Raw genomic sequence first — 21,153 nt, 5'->3', positions numbered from 1 at the left:
GCTATTGATTGTGATAGAATGCTAATGGAAGATAACGCTTTCATAAAATATCACTTAGTAGGAGGTCCCTTGATTCCATGCTGTTTAAATCTGTTCTCCGGGTGCTCCAATTCGGGCACACTGTACTTCCGAAGAAACCAAAGAAACTTAAACGATCGGCGTTAAAAGAGTCGTTACAGATTCAATCCTCGCCGACAGACTATACGCTATCCGGTCAATTAAACGATCCGTTGCTGACGATCACGTCCTTACTCATTCGCGATCGATTGCAAGAGACGGTCCTTGAAGTGCCGAACCAACAGCACGATCATCGCTTCTCTTTCCAACTGCCGCATACGCTCGTCTCTCAGCTGAGTCAACATGCTGCTCAGATGCAGGATGCGGACGTTCCGACGGTCGAAGAGGACGGTCTCGCTGAGATCGAGTCTGTCGAAGCCGATCAAGAGACTGCCTATCCAGTCGGTCGTTTTTCACTCTGGCTGACGTTCACGAAAAAAGTCGAACATCTCACACCGGAGCAAATACAAAAATGGGAATCTGACGGCTTACCGAGTCACGCTACGCTCGACGCGTCCGTCTTCACCCGTGAGATTCTGCTAGGACGTTTCGTTAACACGCAGATTCCTGCGCCGGTCGCGCCATTGATGGATGAGACGTCCAACGAATTCGTCCAGCTGTATACGGATCTAAAAGGCAACCTGCGTCTGTTGTTGAATAAAGAACCGCAGACGAAGCCGAAGATCCAAATCGATGCGGTCCGCAATGAGACGAAAGCGACGACGGTCATTAGCGGAAAAGCCTTTACGCGTCACGCGTTCATCAAGACGGGACGATTGCTCCTCGTGCACCGGGAAAGTGGCAATCAAGTCCCGGTCCCAATCGATTGGTTGTACCAAAATGAGACGAGTGCGAAAAAATTCGGATTGTATCGTTATCACTACACGGCGACGATCCACTGGTCGCAACTCTATCAAGCAGCACAATTACAAGAAGGGGTTTATGACGCCTTCGTTGCACTCGACTTCTATCACCGGTCGGAACCAAAATTACACCGTCTCGGTCGTGCCCGGTACATCACGCGCCAACTGACACCGGAAGCGTTAGGGAAAGATGATACGTCGACAATGCACATCATCCCGTACTACACGGTCGGTCACCGGAATCTATCGTTTGAGATGACCGAGTTTACGAATGAAAATTACGCCTATCTGAATCATCTGATGACGTTCGCCCCGCTCTACCGGCTGTTTGCCGAGAAGAACACGTGGCTCGTCGGTGAACGTCCCTATAAAGCGCAGGACAACGGATATCACTTCTTCAAGTACATGCGCGAAACCTATCCGGAGCGACCGGTCTATTACGTCATCGATCCGACGTCGAACGAATACGCACAAGTTGCTCCGCTCGGAAACGTCTTGCCGGTAAAATCGAAGGAACACATCTATCACTCGTTGATGGCGAAGAAGGTCATCGGGACACATCATGCGGAATACTTGTATCCGCTCCGGTCCGAACCGTTCAAAGGGAGGATGCGGGCGGATCGTGTCTTCATCCAACACGGGGTTCTCGGAACGAAGAACATGAATGACCAGTACGGCAAGTTTGCAGCTGCCTTCGATACGGATCTGTTCCTCGTCAGTTCCGAGCGTGAGAAACGACTCGTCACACAAGACATGGGATACGCTGAGCGAGAGGTCAAAATCACCGGTTTGTCTCGTTTTGATGCCCTTTTGAACGACGACGTCCCAGTCAAACGTCAGATGCTCGTCATTCCGACGTGGCGCTCGTGGTTACAGACGCCACTCCAGTTCTTCGAATCGGAATATTATCAGCAGTACCAAGCGTTCCTATCGAGTGAGCGTCTGCATGCATACGCAAAACAACATCGTCTCGAGATCGTCCTTTGCCTGCACCCGAACATGCAGCAATATTCGAGTCACTTCGAGAACTTACCGATCACGGTCATCCATCAAGGAGAACGTGATGTCCAAGGGTTGTTAAAAGAGAGCCTCTTGCTCGTCACCGACTACTCGAGTGTCGCCTTTGACTTCAGTTTCTTGAAGCGACCGGTCCATTACCTGCAATTCGACCCGAAACGCTTCATCGGTCCGCTCGGTTCGTATCTCGATCTCGAAAACGAATTACCGGGGCGGATCTCGAAGACGATCGATGACTTGTTCGAGGATCTCGATGCGACGGCACGCCGTCATTTTGAGATGGATGACGAATTCAAACGCCGCGCTGACGTCTTCCTGACGAAAACAGATACGACCTATTCCGATCAGGTCTATCAAACGATCGCGAACTATACGAAACAGACGAGTCTTTTAGAGAAGATTCAGACGAACGAAGCGGCGAACATCCTTTTTAAGGTCTATCGTCGTAGCCGGTTCTACTTCCCGACGATGAAGGCAGGATATCGACTCATGCAACGCGTCTTACCGGTCGACCCAAAACTTGTCGTCTTCGAGAGCGGTCTCGGTAAACATTACGCGGACAGCCCGCGTTACATTTACGAAGAACTGAAGAACCAAGCACTCGGCTATAAAGTCGTCTGGATCTATAACAAAAAGCTCTATCTGAGTGATCCGAATGCAAAAGTCGTCAAACGCCTGTCTCCCGCCTACTTCTATTACATGGCGACGGCGAAGTTCTGGGTCAACAATCAGAACTTCCCGCACTACATGACGCGGCGGAAAGAGACGACGTACATCCAAACGTGGCACGGCACGCCGTTGAAGAAGATGTTGTTCGACTTAGATGAGATCCATGGACGGGATGAAGGCTACGTCGAACGAGTGACGAATTCGATTGCGCAATGGAGCGTCCTCTTGTCTCCGAGTCCTTATGCGACGAACATCTTTAGAAGTGCATTCCAGTATAGCGGTCCTGTCGTCGAATCCGGTTATCCGCGAAATGATCTCTTCTTTACGGCGAATGATGAAGCAACGATCGAGCGGATTCGGACGCAGTTGCAACTACCGGAAGGCAAAAAAGTCATCTTGTATGCACCGACCTTCCGCGATCATCAATCGCTTGGCAAAGGGAAGTTCTACTTCGACTATCCGTTTGATTTCGACCGGGTCGCGGAAGCGTTAGGGGATGAGTACGTCTTCTTGATTCGGACGCACGTGCTTGTCACGAAAAAACCGAAGATTCCAGTACAGCACCGGGAACGATTCATCGATGCGACAGCCTATCCGGATATTCAGGAATTGTATTTGATCACGGATCTGCTGATCACGGACTATTCCTCTGTCTTCTTCGACTTCGCGAACATGAATCGACCGATGATGTTCTATGCGTATGACCTTGATCTCTATCGGGACACGCTACGCGGATTCTATCTCGATTACTACAACGATCTTCCGGGACCCATCTTAGAGACAGAAGAGGCTTTGCTTCACGCCTTATCGGACATTCCGCGTCTGACGAAAATGTATCAAGCGCAACTCGATACGTTCCGTGCGACGTACGGTCCGATGGAGGACGGCTTCGCCGCTTCCCGCGTCGTCGATGCGTACTTCGGAACAAATCCACAGATTCGCACGGAAGCACTCGAATTACGTGAGCAACCGGACGGCAGTTATTCTGTTTAATTGTTTCAATCTGTTGAATAAACGCTCCCTCTCAAAACAGACGGTTTCATTCTTTCAACCGTTTATTTTGAAGGGAGTTTTTCTGTGTTTTCGTTCAGCCCTTCTGCATGGTTCATGCGTTAAGTGATGCTAAGAATAGGAAAACGGCTTGAGTCCTTTTGAATTCTGGACTCAAGCCGTTTCATTACGTTGCTTATTCGTTTGACGGAAAAATCGAGCATTTACGTAGTCGATCGAATGATATTAGCTATTGACCTCAATGGTGTCTTGAATAATGTAGTAGAGAAAATCGGAGAACGTTTTGAATGCATCACGATCATCATAGTCTTCTTCCGGTATGTTCACTTCTCGATACACTACTTTAGGCTCACCATTCACTATATTTTTGAAATCAAGACACGCATAAAATTCCTCAAGATCATCAAAATAGACAGCTACTAGATGTTTTGAAAGAGCATGATCAAATTCTGTTGGATGATACAATTCGAGATTCGTTTTTACTAATTCATCATTGAACATCGTAAAAAACTGGTTGTCTCCAAAGATACCCCCTCCGAATTCTTTCATGAATGTCACGTAACTTTCAGGTAAGGTGACGCTTAACTCTTTTTCAATTACCTCGACTTCAGCGTCCGAAATCCCTTCTCCAAACTCAGATAACTCTGGATGTGCATGGATCAATGCTTTTGCTTCGGAATAAATATCCTTATGCTCCGTCTTGATCGCACTCACTTTTTTGATTGGAGTAGAAGATTCGTCCTCTGTATCCTCTAAATACGTTGACACGGCACTGTCACACACCTCAAATAATCTTTCCGTGAAGGAATCTGCATAGTAAGGTTCGTCATCACTTGGGTAAAAACATACTTTTGCCTCTTGATCATTGTAGGTCAAGGCTTGTAAGTCTAGACAAATGAGCGACGAACTAAAGTCTTCCATTTGTATTCCGATTAAATGTGAAGGAACTTCACTTTGAGATTTGCTACGGAGTTCCTTGTTATATTTTTCAAGTCTAAATACAAGATCTAACTGGTTGTTTGATGGACTGATTCCCCAGATCTCTTCATCATGCGTAGCCAGATAACTAAACTTTTTTAGAAATTCTTTGTACATTGGCGGAAACGTGACCTGAAGACGATGTTCGACTTCAAGAATCTCATTTTCCGTTGACCCATTCCCCACTATGAAAGCTTGTGGGTATTTTTCGATTAGTTTTAAACACCGATTAAACTTTGCCTTAACATTTGCCATGGTTTCTTTCATTGCCTCCTCGTTAAGCTTCACGACACGCTCTCAATTTCTATTGGTTCGTGTTAGCTGATGTACTCGCTAATTTGTCCGCCAGCACTTCGTCGAGCTTTTTCTTGAACATCGGAGCAAAGCTTTCCGCATACGTATTCGTCATATGGCTGTTGTCACGATAGATGACGACATTACCGATGACAGGGCGATACTCGCCTTTGACGTGGAAGTAACGCGTCAAATCCAGCTTATGAAGCGACTGATTCGTTTTTTCGAACTGTTTCCAGTACGCCTCATCCGTTTGATTCGGTTGCGTATTCATCTGTTTCGTCGTATCCGCGATGCTTGTCGTCTCGAGCGCCTCGAGTACGTTGAAGTCATACCGTGGATTATCCCGGAGTGCTAGACCATCGATCCCATACTCGTCTTTGACGAACTGCATCTGGTCGACCATTTGTTGATGGATGCTGTCTTTTGAAGCATCCGCTGCAGTCACGTGCGAGATGATCAAATCAACATCGGCATCCTTCAAATAGTTCAAGACGTTCTGGTTCCAGATTCCTTTTAAGGAGTCCGGTTCATAGCCGGTCGAAAAACGTGTTCCTGACCGCGTCAGATTGAGTAAACGGATGTCCGTTCCTTTGATCGCTTCATGTAATGCACCGAACCATTGCTCCGAGTGCGAGCTCCCAACGAGCGCAATCGTCGCTTTATAATCCTTCGTCTTCCCGTATTCGCCGACTTTCGCTTCCGTCTTTTGCAGCCCTTGGTTGCTACCATCCGTATGGACGAGCGGTAAGTCATTGAAGACGTTCGCATAAGACGGGAACGGGTCTTGCTTTGGTACAGGCAGTGTTTGTTCGATCGCTAAAGCACCCGGGTATTTATTTTTGCTGACCGCTTGTTTCAGCTCTTGCTCTTCCAGATAAGCGAGTCCGAGTAAGGATCCAATCAACAAGACGTTAATCGTCAACAGTGCACCTAGCTTCTTGAACGCTGTCCGATTGACAGTCGAAGTGCGAATCGGTTTTTCAACCCATTCCGTCATCAAGTAGGATAGACCAATCGACGCGACAATGATCAATGTACCGATGAGAATACCAGGTGTTTGTTGCACGTTGTAGCGATAGAACTCAAGCAACACCCAGTGCCAAAGGTAAATCCCGAACGCAATCCCTCCGAGCTTGACCATCGGCTTTGATCCGAGGAATCGTTTTAATCCGAATCGTGTCTCCTGCGTTCCCGATAACACAATCATCAAGGCGCACGTCATCGGCCAGAGTGCAATATAGCCGGGAAACATTTGCGAGACATTAAACAGAACACCGGTCGTCAGCAAACCAAGCAAACCGACCCAGCCGATGATCGTCGCTATCCACTTCGGAACACGAATCGCCGATAAGTTCACACATAACAGACTACCTAAGGCAAATTCCCAGACCCGCGTCGGCGTAATGAAATACGCCCACGGCTGATTGACTTCTGTCAGGTAGATTGAGTACGCGAGTGACGTGACGAATAGGAATCCAAGCAACCCATTTAAAACGGTTTTAATCGATCGAATCTGATACTTGTTCATCATCCATAAGATGAACGAGAACAAGACGAACCAAATCATATAAAACTGCCACTGGATCGATAGCGCCCAAAAATGTTCGACGGGTGACTTCATCTGGGTCGCGTCTAAGTAATCCGTACTTGAGACGGCGAGTTGCCAGTTTTGATAAAAGAACATCGAGGCGACGACTTCACGAATTGTTTTCCCAAGAATCGATGCCGGTAATAAAAATGTGCTTAGTACTAACACGACGCCTAAGATGAACAAAACGGATGGCAAGAGTCGTTTCAGCAACTTTGTGACGTACGGCAGGAATTTGAACTCCCCTGTCCGGTTGATCGTCGAGATAATCGATGTCGTGATCAAAAAACCCGAGATGACGAAGAAGACATCGACACCTCCTGAGACACGATTGAACCAAATATGATAGATCGCAACGAGTAAGGCAGCTACCGTGCGTAACCCTTCGATTTCCGGGCGAAACCGGCTTTCAATATCAATCCGTTTCTGACCTGGTTGACCAGATACTTTCCATTCCTGCATGCTTCTATGTCCCTCCATCTACTTCTACACCTACGAATCCTGACGATTGCAGCGCATTTCTTGTACAGTTCGGTATGTACTCACCATTTTAAGAAAACGTTTCCATTCACTATGATAGAACATATTTCAAAAAATACAATGCTACTGAACTATATTGTCGCAAGAAACTTGGAAAATATGTAAAAGAAGTGCACTGATGAAAGATTACGTTAGAAACCGGTATAAGTAGTCGGCAAAAATCCGTTGCATGACTTTTGGTGTGTTCTCGATATAGATCCGCATCTGTTCGACGTTTGCTTCGACAGCATTTTCTTCCTTCTCTTCGGTCGGAAAATCGGAGATACCTTTGATGATGATACATTCGACGGCATTTTTCTGACAGATGTACGCGATAGCCCCCGCTTCCGTATCAGCAATCGTCAATCCGTTATCCCGCAGTTCGATATAGTCGCGCCACATGACGACGGCACGGTCTGCCGTTCCGATTGTTCCGAGTTGAAAGTCTTTGCTATACTTCGACACGTCGAGATCGACGATGAACGAAGGTTTGATGAGGGGTTCGATCTCTTTGACCGTACAATCATATTGAACGGCACGATCCGGAACGATGATGTCGAGTACGTCGTACCTCGGGTCAATCCCGGCACACGTTCCGGCAACGATGACCTTCGTCAATGAGAAACGGAGAATCATGTATTGATTGGCACCGATACCGTTTACTTTTCGAACGCCCGTGCTATAAAACAGAAGTGTCTTCCCGTTTATCTCACGCGTGAAGTATTCACCATATGGATAGGTGATTCTTTCCTCAGGCGAGACATGAAAATACGCCAGTGTCGCGTCAAACTCCCATGTGGTGGCGATGCTGATTCCGATCATGACTTATTCCTCCTTTATTGCATTCGCTAGAAACCACTCTATTTTTTAAACTATTTGATTTAACAAAAAATCTTATCAGTTATATTGCTTGTATTTAAACAAAATCACATTTATATTAGTACCTAGTACTAATATCTAGTTTTAAATTTTATAGAAATATTTTTTACAAGGAGGAACAATTCTTGAATGAATCTTATGCCCGAATTACAGCAATCGGCTCTTACGTTCCAAATCAAATCATGACGAACCATGATTTAGAGAAACTAGTAGAAACAAATGATGAATGGATAGTTCAACGAACAGGCATCAAAGAACGAAGAATCGCGGCTCAGACTGAATCGACAAGTGATCTTGCATATCAAGCGGCCATGAATTTAAAACTACGTTACAATAAAGAATTTCAAGATGTCGATATGATCATCATCTGTACGATGTCACCCGATTTTAAGACACCAAGTACCGCATCATTGGTTCAAGCAAAACTCGGTATCAAACATGCCGGTACAATTGACCTGAACGCTGCTTGTGCGGGATTTACATACGGATTACACTTGGCGAACGGATTAATTTCATCTGGTCTTCATAAAAAAATTCTCGTTATCGGTGCAGAAACACTTTCTAAAATTACTGACTACACGGATCGAAATACATGCATTTTGTTTGGAGACGGAAGCGGAGCTGTTCTTGTGGAACGTGATGAAGTCCAGTCTGACTTTATTTCCTTCTACTTGAACTCGGAAGGAGAAAAAGGATCAAGTCTATATTGCTCAAACCTGTCAAATCAATTGTTCGAAAATCCTATTATTCACAATAACAAAATCGTTCAAAATGGACGAGAAGTATACAAATGGGCAGTCAGCACGGTTCCTCATGGGATGAAATATGTACTGGCTCAAGCATCGATGACTTTAGATCAAATCGATTGGTTCATTCCACATAGTGCAAACCTTCGTATGATTCAATCAATCTGCGATAAAAGTGGGGTTCCCTTTGATAAAACGCTTTTCAGCCTAGTCAATTATGGCAACACTTCTTCAGCGACCATCCCCTTATCTTTAGATAAAGGTATATCTGAGGGGAAAATCAAAGCGGGAGATATGCTCCTGTTATATGGGTTCGGTGGCGGTTTGACACAAGCAGGATTACTAATGAAATGGAGTCTGTGATTCATACAAGGAAGAAGTACAGATGCATCGTACTTCCTCCTTGTTTTTAATTCTGATGATGGATAAGCATAGCGACATCCAGCCATTCATATGCTTCATCTTCAACCGTAACATTCCCAAAACGACTCTGACGATGACCTATGTATTTGCCGCCAAGTCGTTTGTAAAATGCACGCCCTGGCTCATTCTTTTTCATTACCCAAACCATCATCGAAGAGACCTCTGCTTTCAGGAAATGCACGCTGACAGTCTCCATCAACTTTTTGCCGATTCCTAAACCGTGTGCTTCGGGTAATATATAGAGGGCAGACAACTCTCCTTTCCGTACTCCAGCATTAGCATGAATTTGAGCTGCTGCGAATCCGATTATAATTTCCTTTTCATTCAATACCACATATAGGAATGTATCTTGTGAGAAATCGTTCAAAAACTGTATCCATTTTTGTTCTGCCCGTTGAACAGTGAGTTGTTCTAAATATACATCGGGTACTAAACCGGTGTATGTCGTCCTCCACGTATCAACGTAAATCTTTGCTATTACCTTCATGTCTTTGGATGTTGCTAAACGTATTTTCAAAATTTTTACCCCCTACCTGACGGATTGCATTAGCAGCTCATACTACTAACACTTTTTCTCATTAAATTACCTTAGTCCCAAACTCGTACCCGCTCAACATCTGCTGTTCTTAAGTAATCGAGTAACTGTCCTGTATGCACTGCTTCGTGATAAGCAATTCGTAACAACATATCACCGAGCGAACGCACATATCCTGATTCCGAACGATCAATCTGAACGATCGCTAAATCTGATTCCGTTAGTTGCTCGACATATGCCATGAATTCCTCATGATAGGCTTCCGCAAAGTCTAATTCCTCTTGCACGGATACGAAGCTGCGCCCTTCAAACGGGGACTCATACGACGGTAGACTGCCTCGATTCTGTAACGCTAAGAAATAATAATACTCGCTGTCTAACACATGACGGATCATCTCAAAACACGTCATGGCGTTCTTATCCGGTTTCCAGTTCAATTTATCTTCAGGAATCGACTGCCAGACTTTGATGCTTCTTCTTCTCACTTCGTTTAAATTCCATACCGTCCAATCGATTGCGTTCATGATGCGACCTTCCTTTCAATGACGAATAAGTGTTCTCTTATCTCTATTTTGACAAAGCAATTTGAAAATCCTTTAAAATTTAAAAACAGGAAGCATCCGCAGATGTTTCCTGTCTTGTCGTCCACCGTTCAGTTATTCTCTTCCTCAGATAACGCATCAATCTCTTTTTGGCGCAAGATCTCCGCAATCTGATGGTGTTCGTTATCAAGTGCCGCATCACGCGCTGTCCGTCCATCTTCATTTCGATGCAGTGGATCGGCTCCATAAGAGAGTAATAACCGGACGACCCGTTCATAGCCGTAAGCACTCGCTAATGCGAGGACTGCCGTATCGCCATCCGCGACGTTTTCCGCTTCGATGTCAGCTCCTGCCTTTAGAAGCACTTTGACCGCTTTCGGATGATTATTTCCGACTGCGAGATACAGCGGTGTGAATCCGTCTAGTCCGACAGCATCGACTTCTGCTCCTGCCTCCAGTAATAGCTGGACTTTTTTCGACTTACCTTCCTGCGCCGCATAATGTAGCGGTGTCACACCTTCCCCGTCATCGGTCCGTTGATGTAACAACTCGACGTTCTGCGCTAGTTTCCGTAAGACTTTTTTATTGCCGCCCCGGCCCGCTACTAAATGAAGCGCTGAGAATCCGTGTTCATCTAAATCAAGATGAGCGCCTCGCTTGATCAAAAGTAACGCAATGTCGGTCTTTTGATCATAAAGCGCAATATGCAACGGTGACATCCCGTCCTGATTCGGAAGGTTGACATCCGCGCCATGATCGAGCAACAATTCGACGATCCGTAGGTACCCTTCCTGAATCGCCCAATGAAGCGCCGCAAATCCTTCTTCATCCAGTTCGTTCAGATCGTCACCACGTTCGATGCAGCGCATTACTTGTTTTCGTTTGCCCAAAAAAGCAGCATCTTGGATGGATCGTTTCGTCATGTCCGTTCGCCCCTCACCTGTTCCGTCGTTGTCCTCATTTTACAACAACAATCAGTTGTCATGCGCAAAAACGCCTTTGAACATCTGATGTCTTTTGTACCAAGTTCAGTTCGTCACTCATGACATTTATTGATTTTAGGGAGATCGTTAGAATTAAAAGAAAAATAATCATGATCAGAGCATAGATAAACATCGTGAAAATAATGGATTCGTCACATCGTAATATATTTCACTCGATCACTTTGCATTGAAGAAAGCTCACATTATGACGCACATGTGGGCTTTGTTTCAATCGTGTACTCAGCATTAAAATAATTGAATACTTTATTGATTTAATGTGTTTTTTTGAGAGATTTTTTAGAAAAAATACCTTCCGTTATTAGGAAAATGACAGCAATTGCCACAGACTTTATTCCATATTCGACCCATGTATCAGTCGACTTCGGCATGCCTTCAAAAAACATTAGAAAAATAAGAAAAAACATTGCTGCGAAAACACTTTCTAAAATTTGATTTTTCATCTTTCTGTATCACCTCTCAATTCTCCATACCTTTATTTTACTTTTATAGAAGTAAAACATTTAAATTTTACTATATTTATATAATCACATTTATTTTTTACCAATTTAACTTAAAAAAAGGTTTATCCTATTTTTAACGAGCAGACAATTACGTTCTACCTAACAATTTATGGAACGAAATCAACAATTTCTCGTTTGATTTGGATGAATTGAGAAAAGGTATCACAAAAGTTTTTTTCGCTCAAAATCGCCTTCTAGAGAAAAACAAGCAGGAGCAGCCGCGAGAAGCTTGACCCTGGAAAATGATTCGAGATAAACGAAAAAGCGCAATCTTTCTCAATTAGAGAAAAATTGCACATTGTCTTCAATCTGAATCGACAAACTTCAAGTGGTCTTCGTGTATCTCTTACTTTTCACTCGACTTATCCTGCAGGGAGCGCTCTACCAAAAGCACGAAAACGACTGCTGTTAGGACGCCAAGCACGCCTGGTAACACCGAAACGATCGGATCACTGAAAAAGGCAGTTGGGATAAGTACTGTCATTCCCCACTTCACACCCTTCAAGATCGCAAGCGATAGAAGCAAGATTAGGAAGATTGTTTTCTTTTCGACACCTGCGAAAAATTGTCTCTCTGCTTTTTTATCAGTCCTCATACCGAGCCACGTTAACATATGTAGCACCTCTCTTCTCCTTTTTCTACGTTTCGACTAGACAGATCGGTTTCATGAATTACAAAAAACCACTCTGAATCATGTCAGAGTGGTCCATCATGTTAAATGTCTAGTGTCTTGATGAAAGCTTTCAGCTCGTCACGCATCTCTGCATCTTTCAAGGCATACTCAATCGTCGTCTTGACGAAACCGAGTTTCTCTCCGACGTCATAACGATTACCTTCGAAATCATACGCGTAGACTTGGCTATCCGCATTCAGTCGCTCAATCGCATCCGTCAATTGAATCTCACCGCCTGCCCCTTCTCCTTGATTTGCTAGATAATCAAAGATATCCGGTGTCAGCACGTAACGTCCCATGATCGCGAGGTTTGATGGTGCTGTGCCTGGAGCCGGTTTTTCGACGAATTTCTTCACGTCATACAGTCGTCCGTTTTGTGAAACAGGATCGATGATGCCGTAACGATGCGTATCTTCTGGACGGACTTCTTGTACACCGATGACTGATTTTTCCGTCTGCTCGTAGACGTCCATCAATTGTTTGATTGCCGGATCATCCGACTCGACGATATCGTCCCCGAGTAAGACTGCGAACGGTTCGTTCCCGATGAATTGTTTTGCCGTCAAAATGGCGTGACCGAGACCTTTTTGTTCTTTTTGGCGGACATAGAAGATGTTCGCGAGGTTCGTCGAGAATTGAACCTTCTCGAGTAATTCCGTCTTCCCAGAGTTCTCGAGCGTGATCTCGAGTTCTTTTTGGTTATCGAAATGATCTTCGATGGCCCGTTTGTGTTTCCCTGTGACGATGATGATATCTTCGATGCCGGCTTTTGCCGCTTCTTCGACGATATACTGGATCGTCGGTTTATCGAGAATCGGTAACATCTCTTTTGGCATTGCTTTTGTCGCAGGCAAGAAACGTGTCCCGAGTCCTGCTGCTGGAATAATGGCTTTCGTGATTTTCTTCATAACGTTCATCCTCTTCATCGTTCAAGTAGTAGGTTTAGTTGCTTAATTCTTCTAGTAATCGTCCATAGTTCTTTACAGCCGTCTCGAGGTAAAGCGATGGCTTCGTCTCGACGCGCTCGAGTGGTCGTTCGACGAGTTGCACCATCGCGGCAGCAAAAGCTTCCATGTCGTTCGCTGGAACGAGGTAGCCGTTCTCGCCGTGGGCGATGATTTCGCGTGGTCCGTATTTGACGTCATAAGAGATGACCGGACAGCCGACATTAATACTTTCCATGACCGTCAGTCCAAATCCTTCAAATTCACTCGTCAACAGTGATGCTTTCGATTCCCGGAAGACTTCTGCCGGATTCGACGTGAAGCCGTGGATTTCGATATCATCCTGTAAGCCGAGCTCCTCGATCAAACTCTCCATCATCGCCAGTTGCCCTTGTTCGTCCATGCCATAGAGCACAAGCTTCGTCGTATGACCTGATTGTTTGAAGATCGCATAACTCTTGATCAAATGATCCATCTGCTTTTGCAGACCGAATCGACCGATGAAACAGAATTGATCCTTGACCTGTTCGCGTCGTTGCGTTTGTTCTGGGACGATAAAGTGCGGAATGATGGAAATCTTCTCTTCCGGGATGTTATACCGCTCCAGGATGTCTTCTTTTTGGTGATTCGTCAGACTGATGAAACGTGTCACTTTATCGGATTCCGAGAACATTGTCGCGTACGATCCTTTGACGGTCGAACCATCCAAGTGTGAGTTGTGGATGACCATGACCCGTTTGACGTCTGCTTTGATGTTGAGAATCGAGCGGTCCAGTAAACGCGCATCGACGAACAAGACATCACCGTCTTTAAACAATCGATTGAAGTAATACTCAAATAAGTCCTTCTCTTTTTTGAACGCTTTGTACATTCTGCCGTTCCGGTATAACTGAATCAAGATGAGCTTCGGACGCGCCATTTCATTGTAGAACTTCTTACAATAGACATTGCCTTCTGAATCATACAACTCTTCCATCATCTTCCCATGATGGACCGGCGAATAGATTGTCTTCCGGTGTAATTGACCGTAGACGTTGTATTCCCAACGCTCGACTTTTTTACGGGAAGCGTTCGTCATGAAATCCTCGAATTCGACGACTTGCGTTTCAGGGTAAAATTTACGGTAGAGGACATACTCATCTTCCTCATCATAATAACGAACGGCGTCACTGCCTTTTTTCTCGACGCTTTTTAATCCTTCGATTTCGCGCGCTGTTTCTTTGATGATCGGTTTGTTACGAAAACGAGTCGTTGGAATACTTAACAATTTGTAATCTGATAGCCAATCGTAGATATTTTCAAATTGTACTTTCGGACCGACCTTCTCTTCTGTTCGGAACAATTCGTAGACTTCCATGTAGTTGGCATTGTAGTTCGTCGTAACGATTGTTGAACCGGCGCCAAGTTCTTGTTCCATGAGCGCGATTCGACTCAATAACGACTTCGTTCTACCACCGTGTTTTGGTGGTAATGTCGATGTTACCGTATACAGCATCTGTCATTACTCCCCTTCACCCTTCAAGATTGATCCCTGTTTTTTTCTGTGAGTTCAACCTCTATATATAGCCGACTTTGCTTTTTCATAAACCTCTTGCGATACTAGTCGCATTTACCAATACAGTTTCTATTTATCTCCTTTTTTACGAACAAAGTCAATCGGTTTTGCATAATATCCAATCATTGTCATGGTTCTGCAACTAATGATCTGTCGAAGATGCGGTAACGTCTGTCTTTTCCCAATATCCTTTAGCCAGAATACTATACTGTATTGGTTTCCAATCAATCTACATCTTTGCAGAAATCGGAAGATATTGTATGGTAAGTGATGTAGTTTAAGAACGACTGAATCAGAGTATGAAAGGAAGCCATGCACCAATGAAAATCACTTGTCGTGATCATACGTTTTTGATCGAGAATCTTCCGCACCAAAGCCTACAGTTATCGATCAATGAACAACTGATACCACTCCAAAAAATAGAGACAGCCTTTGTGCTATCGATTGATACATTGCTCGATATCTTCAAAAAAAAGAATTATCCTGTTAAATTCGTCGATGAATCCGGTAAACCGATTTCGTTCAAACATCTTTCAAAACCACTGGACATCGCACCGAATAGCTACATCAAACAAGGGAAACATTCCTATTTCATTTTTATCGACCAAGACGACGAGCTCAGTCTGATCTATAACAAAAAACCGTCCATCATGAATTTTTATGATCAAGACGTCCTATTTGAGGGCATCACTCGTCAAGACGACGTCCTTCTATTGAAGTTTTCGTTTCACTCAAAGTATTTCGAAGTGAAACAGCCACATTGCTTCATTAAAATCAGACATCAGGAACAAAAAATCGCCCTGCCGATTAATCGCTTCAGCGTCACACCAGTTGATGCTCGTCGCTTCAAGACAGAAGTCGAAGCCGTGATCGAACCAAAACTCGTCGAGCAGTTACTCGGTGACCGGTATAACTACGACGCGTTCAATGCGAACATCTATGACCTCATGTTCGGATTTACGATTCGTGAGATGCCGATCTCTGGTTTCACACCGCGGATTCGTCACTTCAAAAATCACCCGGAACTCTTGAACGATGAGCACTGGTTATCGCTTAATGAGCAACATGACGTGTTGGTCCGCCCCTATTCAACCGTGTCGGAACGACTTGCGATGCGTCTAATACCGGTGCCGGTCGAGACCGTCGAGTATTACGCGGACCCTCAACCGTTACTTGGACTGGATCCAAATAAGAAGACTATTATCTGTTTTGAATATCCGGATAAAGCACAAGATAATGGGATGATTTTCTTCAAGTATCTCGTTGACCAGCATCAGAAGCGCTTCAATATCTTCTACATCATCAGTCGATCGAGTCCGGACCTCAAAAATCTTGTCGGATATGAGAACCATATCGTGTTCTACAAATCACCAGAGAACATCGAGGTCGTCCAAGCAGCAGACATTCTCTGTCATACGCATTCTTCAAGTTATGCCTTACCGTTCGCTACCTATCACACGGAGGCGATGATGCAAACGAAACAAAAGCTGTTCTTGCAACACGGTGTCATCGGATCAAAAGATGTCAGTCACATTTATGGGAAAAAGATGCCGCATCCATTTACCGACTTATTCGTCGTTTCCTCGGAGCGGGAAAAACAACTCATCGCCCGCGATTACGGTTTTCATCCTGACGAAATCATCGTGACGGGTCTCGCCCGATTCGATCACTTGATCACGGAACGATCACGTTGGCTCAAGCGATATAAAAACCGGAAAAAGCTGTTGATCATGCCGACGTGGCGACCTAAACTCGATACGTATTCAGACGAACAGTTCATGGAAAGCGACTATTACCAGGAGTTTCAAGCGTTGATCACGGACGAACGGTTAAAAAGCTTAGTAATGGACAACAAGGCTGAAGTCTCGTTCTATCTTCATCGCAATTTCCAAAAATTCAGCCACTTGTTCCACTCGGACTTCGTCGATGTCATCAGTCAGGATGCGTTCACAGTCAAGGAGCTACTTGAAAATCATCATGTATTGATCACGGATTATTCGAGTGTTGGTCTCGATTTTTCCTTGATGCACAAAAAGGTCATCTACTATCGCCCACCTGTCTTAGTTGGCGAAGATAACGCCGGCGAATCGACGGATTTGTTACCAGGAGACGTCATCGAAACAAGAGACGCCTTGATGGAATCACTACGCGAATCGAAAATGCCTAAAAAGTTCAAACGTCATCTCAGCCATATCTATGCCTTTGACGATACAAAAGCAAGTAAACGGATTTTCGAAGCGATGCAACACCATTTTCAGCTATAACAAATAAGGAGCAACGAGACGGTATACCGTTTCATTGCTCCTTTTTCATCGACGAAATTCCAACGAGATCCCGTCCGCAATCTGTGAGGACTGCTTTAACAGCTCCCGCTTGACTGGATCAATCCAGTAATACTGAACACGTTCACCAAACGCAACGTGAACGCAAAGTGTCTCTAGGTGTTCGCCTGACTCGGTCATCAATAGATCGTACCGCAGAGGTTGCACCTGAATCGGCACCTCACGTCCGGAAACGGCACTGAAGCCGCTAAACGAGAGCGTCGAATCAACAGCCAGTGGTAATACTCGCAACAACAATTCGATTGAAAACAGATCAACACTTTTCTTACGTATGGGCAAGACAGATTGCTCATTTCCTCGCGTGATCACGACTTCATCTCCCCCATACGATGCATACACGGTTTGGACACCATCTTGGTACTCGACGAATTCGAGTGGTGCGTAGTCTTCAGCGTCAATCGTCAGACGAATCGTTCGATTGCCAATTTTTTCTGACACTAATTCTTGCTCCCGTACCAAAATGGACTGATGTGCTGTTTTTTCTAACCGAATCGTTTCGTAGGTCTGTCCGATCTGAACCGATTCTCCTTGCTCTATCCAGTAGACCTGTTTTTCGTCTCGTCCCTCGATGAGGGGATACGTCAGCTCTTTCAAGTTCATATTTCGCTCCCCCTTCCTAAGATTCCAGTGATAGACAACTGATGAATCGCTGTTTGTCGGACTTGCTCCGGCGTTTTCGCTGTCGTATCAATCGAATAGACCGGAAACTGTTTATACCAGTTTTCTTCGAGTGCCCAAAGCGGTTGATGTTGTTCAAAAGATTGACGAGTTCTTGTCTGATCAGCGTCCCGACGCGTTTGTAAGAGTTGGTTTGACGCGCGTAAATAAAGAATCTGGTCGGACCGACATTCTCTTAATGCTTCAAGTTCCGTCTTTAAACGAGATTCAATATCCCAGTCATGCCCATGTATCTGTGGATAATGAAGCGTGTAGAATTCAAGATCCTCCGGACCACGATCTAATATGATGTGTCCATCGGGAAAATGGCGAAATCGTTCGATTTCCGCTTGAATGAACAGGCGCTGATTCTCAACGAATCCGTCTTCGGTACGAATGTCTAATCCGAGCTCTTTTCGTTTTTGAACGATCGGATATGGATTTTCATAATAGACATGCAACTCCGGGTAAACGTCTTCGAGCGCTCGCGCTAATGTCGTCTTCCCTGATGCCATGCCGCCTTGGATCGAGAGGATGGTTCTCACGAATGGTGTTCCTCCTACCTATATATACTTTAAGTATTAAAAAAATAAGCGCTGAGGTCTGGATGACTGATCATTTCCTTTAACCGACTTTGTTCAGCATCCGGGATTTGCTCAAGCGTCCTAAGAATGACCATGAGTCGTAACCAGTCTGCAAGATTCGATAGCTGGATTGACGAAACAGCTTTATAACGGTCGAGGTATTCGCGACAGACGTATCGTCGTACCTCGTCCGGCACTGCTGTTTCACCTGCTATTCGCAGCAAGAGCAACGTCCGCGCGACATCCGCAATCGGTGGTCCTGTCGTCGCATCATGCCAATCAATGACGACGAACGTGTCATCTGCTGTCACGAGGATGTTCTGGAAATGGAAGTCCCCGTGGAGCAATCCTTGCTTTTGGGGAATGTGAAGCTTCTCTAGCCATCGTTCAACCTTCAAGCGCAACGCAGGTGGCAGATGATGCACTTTTTGTTGGATGACATCGTGCCATTTAGGCGCTTGGCGCGATTGTTGCTGATGAATCCGTTGATGTAATGTCGCGAAGGCGTTAAGAAAGTCCGTTATTTGGGAGGGTTCAAACAACTCTAACAATTCGTTGCCGTCGATCCGTTGCATCTCAATGAACGGCGAATCTTCTAATTCAACAGCATATACGTTTGGCGTCGGGATGGTCGTCCGTTCTAGTTCTTCAAGCATACGAAATTCCTGTATGATTCGTTGTTTTTCAATCGATTCATGGAAGTATTTGCGTACTCGCTCGTCAGACATCGTCATTACGATAGCGGTAGATACACATTGTTGATTTCTCGTCATTAATTGGGCACCTTTCAAAGCATCATAGAAATATTATTCATTTCAAAAATGCCTACTCCGATAAGGAACAGGCATTGTAAAGACTTCCAACTGTCAAACTTTTGGACTGATGATAATCTGAACATCATTTTTGAAATTCATTAATTCTATCGATAATTGTTCATTTTCATATAAACTGGTTTCATTCGCCTTAATTCGTTTAATGACCGTAACAAGGTCAACTTCTTGGTTCAAACCATCACAGATCATCTCTAATGATTTAACGGTTTGTTCTGAAGCTGTGCTAAACTCTTCACCGTCTACATCGATCGTCAAATAAATATTTTGAAGAGAGTCCTCGTTTTTTAAGTCCTTTGATTTGTATTCAAACTGAACTGGACCATCATTTTGTTTCAAACCATTTTGTATCGGTTCGAACTCTTTGAAAAACGCATATTGCGCTATCTGGTTCTCGAATGCTTGAAGAGTGACCGAAAAATGATCAGGTGTTTCCATTGCCTTTTTCTCTGCAGCTGTTTCTTGCGATTTTGGTGCATCTTCTTCAGGAGAACCTGTAATACCGTAAGGAGTACATCCTCCGATTAGAAGAAAGCTACATAAAAACATAAGTTTAACGTTACGCAATTAATTCGCCCCCTTCCATTTGGTAAACGATATCGCATAACGCCTCGATATGACGTTCATCATGACTCGTTAACAAAATTGTCGTGCCTGATTTTTTGAATTCAAGAAGAATCTCTTGAACGTTTTGAACAGAAGCACGGTCCAATCCATTAAATGGTTCATCTAGGACTAAAATTTTCGGCTTTTCCATGATTGCTTGAGCGATTCGTAATTTTTGTTTCATGCCTAACGAGAAGCTTTTCACTTTTTTATCTTTATCCTGCAATAATCCAACCTTTTCAAGCGTTTGTAGAATCGTTTCATCATCAATCTTATTGTTGATGTTTGCTAAGACCTTTAAGTTATCCCAAGCAGAAATGTAGTGGATGAATGGTGGGTGTTCAATGATGATTCCAGCGTCTTTGATGTACTTATTTCCAAATTCAATAGGTGAATCCTTAACTATGATTTTTCCACTGTTGATATTCGTAAATCCACAAATTGCTTTCAACAACATCGTTTTACCAGACCCGTTATGTCCAACAAAACCAACGCACGATTGTTCTTCGATCGATATGCTGATATCCTTTAAAATCTGAGTATTTTTAATCGACTTATTTACGTTTTGAATTTGAATCATCCGAGGCACCTACTCTATTTTGTATTTGGTTTTATAAACAGCTGTAAATGATAAAACAACTAATGTTAATCCAGTGACTATTCCTGTACTGAAATAGTGATCCTGACCAATAAAGACGATACTTGAATTTGGAAAAGATACATTTATGACGAACACAGTAAAAAGCGCTAATAATACGCCTACTATCGCAATAATTTCATCCCACTTTATATAGAAAAATAAAAGGAGGATGGTTAACGCGCTAGATATAAAAATAGCTGCTATCGAAAAAAAAGTAATCTTCATTAAAATTTCTGTATTACTTGTGATCGCAGAGAGATTATTTTGAAATAGCCAACCCAACATACTAATCGCGTAAACGATTACAAAAACTGTGATTCGAGACAAAAAGCCTTGTAGCATATAGAGGAGGGCTTTCAACTTATGATTAGAGCGTACATAGATAAATTGAAAATATGTTTTTTTTAAAGCTAAAAAAGGATAGCTCCCTACAAAAATGACGCATAAAAAAAATAAGAATGGACCTATGTAATGGAAAGGAGAATTTCCTTCCATATACTCTAATTGGCTAAAATTAAGATTAATGAAAATGCGATCAAATATCTCAAGATAGCCTAAATCGATTTGACGATCAGACGAAAAAACTTGTATCGCTTTGAATCCTTGTTTGTAATTTAAATAACTGATGACGATTGCCAACATACTGATAATCGTCATTTGTTTAAAAGCATATCTGTTAGTCATATCATTATTT

18 protein-coding genes are annotated in these 21,153 nt (G+C 43.9%); 3 read left to right on the top strand and 15 right to left on the bottom strand.

What is annotated here, in order from left to right; genetic code table 11:
* Nucleotides 1-77: 77 nt before the first annotated feature.
* A complete protein-coding gene (locus KNQ09_RS03425) occupies nt 78-3,599 on the top strand; it encodes a CDP-glycerol glycerophosphotransferase family protein (RefSeq protein ID WP_214857406.1) in 3,522 nt (1,173 codons plus the stop codon).
* Between the two features lie 243 nt (nt 3,600-3,842).
* Here the strand turns inward: KNQ09_RS03425 and KNQ09_RS03420 are convergent, their stop codons facing one another.
* The 3 genes from KNQ09_RS03420 to KNQ09_RS03410 all read right to left on the bottom strand — a co-directional run bounded on the left by KNQ09_RS03420 (nt 3,843) and on the right by KNQ09_RS03410 (nt 7,821).
* Nucleotides 3,843-4,862 (bottom strand): SMI1/KNR4 family protein, encoded by a 1,020-nt coding sequence (locus tag KNQ09_RS03420; RefSeq protein WP_214857405.1) that lies wholly within the window; start codon nt 4,860-4,862, stop codon nt 3,843-3,845.
* Nucleotides 4,863-4,899: 37 nt separating this feature from the next.
* Complete coding sequence (locus KNQ09_RS03415; protein ID WP_214857404.1) at nt 4,900-6,942, bottom strand: acyltransferase family protein; 2,043 nt, start codon at nt 6,940-6,942, stop codon at nt 4,900-4,902.
* 204 nt (nt 6,943-7,146) lie between these two features.
* On the bottom strand, nt 7,147-7,821 hold the full coding sequence (locus KNQ09_RS03410; protein ID WP_214857403.1) for a 5'-methylthioadenosine/S-adenosylhomocysteine nucleosidase family protein: 675 nt from the start codon (nt 7,819-7,821) through the stop codon (nt 7,147-7,149).
* Nucleotides 7,822-8,003: 182 nt separating this feature from the next.
* Between KNQ09_RS03410 and KNQ09_RS03405 the strand changes: the two genes are divergently transcribed.
* The gene (locus KNQ09_RS03405; protein ID WP_214857400.1) at nt 8,004-8,987 is read left to right on the top strand and encodes a ketoacyl-ACP synthase III; all 984 of its coding nucleotides are present in this window, start codon (nt 8,004-8,006) and stop codon (nt 8,985-8,987) included.
* Between the two features lie 46 nt (nt 8,988-9,033).
* Here KNQ09_RS03405 and KNQ09_RS03400 read toward each other — a convergent pair whose 3' ends face one another.
* The 6 genes from KNQ09_RS03400 to KNQ09_RS03375 all read right to left on the bottom strand — a co-directional run bounded on the left by KNQ09_RS03400 (nt 9,034) and on the right by KNQ09_RS03375 (nt 14,740).
* Nucleotides 9,034-9,564: a GNAT family N-acetyltransferase gene (locus tag KNQ09_RS03400; protein ID WP_214857398.1), complete on the bottom strand. Its 531-nt coding sequence runs from the start codon at nt 9,562-9,564 to the stop codon at nt 9,034-9,036.
* Between the two features lie 71 nt (nt 9,565-9,635).
* The gene (locus KNQ09_RS03395; RefSeq protein WP_214857396.1) at nt 9,636-10,106 is read right to left on the bottom strand and encodes a DinB family protein; all 471 of its coding nucleotides are present in this window, start codon (nt 10,104-10,106) and stop codon (nt 9,636-9,638) included.
* A gap of 128 nt (nt 10,107-10,234) precedes the next feature.
* On the bottom strand, nt 10,235-11,047 hold the full coding sequence (locus tag KNQ09_RS03390) for an ankyrin repeat domain-containing protein (protein ID WP_064300045.1): 813 nt from the start codon (nt 11,045-11,047) through the stop codon (nt 10,235-10,237).
* A gap of 927 nt (nt 11,048-11,974) precedes the next feature.
* A complete protein-coding gene (locus tag KNQ09_RS03385; protein WP_214857395.1) occupies nt 11,975-12,250 on the bottom strand; it encodes a hypothetical protein in 276 nt (91 codons plus the stop codon).
* Nucleotides 12,251-12,342: 92 nt separating this feature from the next.
* Complete coding sequence (gene galU, locus KNQ09_RS03380; RefSeq protein WP_064300048.1) at nt 12,343-13,209, bottom strand: UTP--glucose-1-phosphate uridylyltransferase GalU; 867 nt, start codon at nt 13,207-13,209, stop codon at nt 12,343-12,345.
* A 34-nt stretch (nt 13,210-13,243) separates the two neighbouring features.
* Entirely contained in the window at nt 13,244-14,740 is a 1,497-nt protein-coding gene (locus tag KNQ09_RS03375) for a glycosyltransferase (protein WP_214857393.1), read from the bottom strand.
* A 380-nt stretch (nt 14,741-15,120) separates the two neighbouring features.
* Here KNQ09_RS03375 and KNQ09_RS03370 point away from each other — a divergent pair, with 380 nt between their 5' ends.
* Entirely contained in the window at nt 15,121-17,064 is a 1,944-nt protein-coding gene (locus tag KNQ09_RS03370; RefSeq protein WP_214857391.1) for a CDP-glycerol glycerophosphotransferase family protein, read from the top strand.
* Nucleotides 17,065-17,109: 45 nt separating this feature from the next.
* Here the strand turns inward: KNQ09_RS03370 and KNQ09_RS03365 are convergent, their stop codons facing one another.
* From KNQ09_RS03365 to KNQ09_RS03340, 6 genes are all read right to left on the bottom strand, one after another.
* The gene (locus KNQ09_RS03365; protein WP_214857389.1) at nt 17,110-17,742 is read right to left on the bottom strand and encodes a DUF3108 domain-containing protein; all 633 of its coding nucleotides are present in this window, start codon (nt 17,740-17,742) and stop codon (nt 17,110-17,112) included.
* Nucleotides 17,739-18,344, bottom strand: a complete 606-nt coding sequence (locus KNQ09_RS03360) for an AAA family ATPase (RefSeq protein ID WP_214857387.1) — start codon at nt 18,342-18,344, stop codon at nt 17,739-17,741. Before KNQ09_RS03360 ends, KNQ09_RS03365 begins: the two co-directional genes overlap by 4 nt.
* 29 nt (nt 18,345-18,373) lie before the next feature.
* Entirely contained in the window at nt 18,374-19,111 is a 738-nt protein-coding gene (locus KNQ09_RS03355) for a phosphotransferase family protein (protein ID WP_214857385.1), read from the bottom strand.
* Between the two features lie 138 nt (nt 19,112-19,249).
* Complete coding sequence (locus KNQ09_RS03350; protein ID WP_214857383.1) at nt 19,250-19,780, bottom strand: hypothetical protein; 531 nt, start codon at nt 19,778-19,780, stop codon at nt 19,250-19,252.
* On the bottom strand, nt 19,773-20,399 hold the full coding sequence (locus KNQ09_RS03345; RefSeq protein WP_214857381.1) for an ABC transporter ATP-binding protein: 627 nt from the start codon (nt 20,397-20,399) through the stop codon (nt 19,773-19,775). The genes KNQ09_RS03350 and KNQ09_RS03345 overlap by 8 nt, the downstream gene beginning before the upstream one ends.
* A 9-nt stretch (nt 20,400-20,408) precedes the next feature.
* The gene (locus tag KNQ09_RS03340; protein ID WP_214857379.1) at nt 20,409-21,143 is read right to left on the bottom strand and encodes a hypothetical protein; all 735 of its coding nucleotides are present in this window, start codon (nt 21,141-21,143) and stop codon (nt 20,409-20,411) included.
* Between the last annotated feature and the right edge of the window lie 10 nt (nt 21,144-21,153).

This window comes from Exiguobacterium sp. s191, from assembly GCF_018618955.1.
Lineage (GTDB): Bacteria > Bacillota > Bacilli > Exiguobacteriales > Exiguobacteriaceae > Exiguobacterium_A > Exiguobacterium_A abrahamii.
The sequence above is the reverse complement of the archived record's forward strand: the minus strand, read 5'-3'. Positions and strand labels throughout refer to the sequence as shown.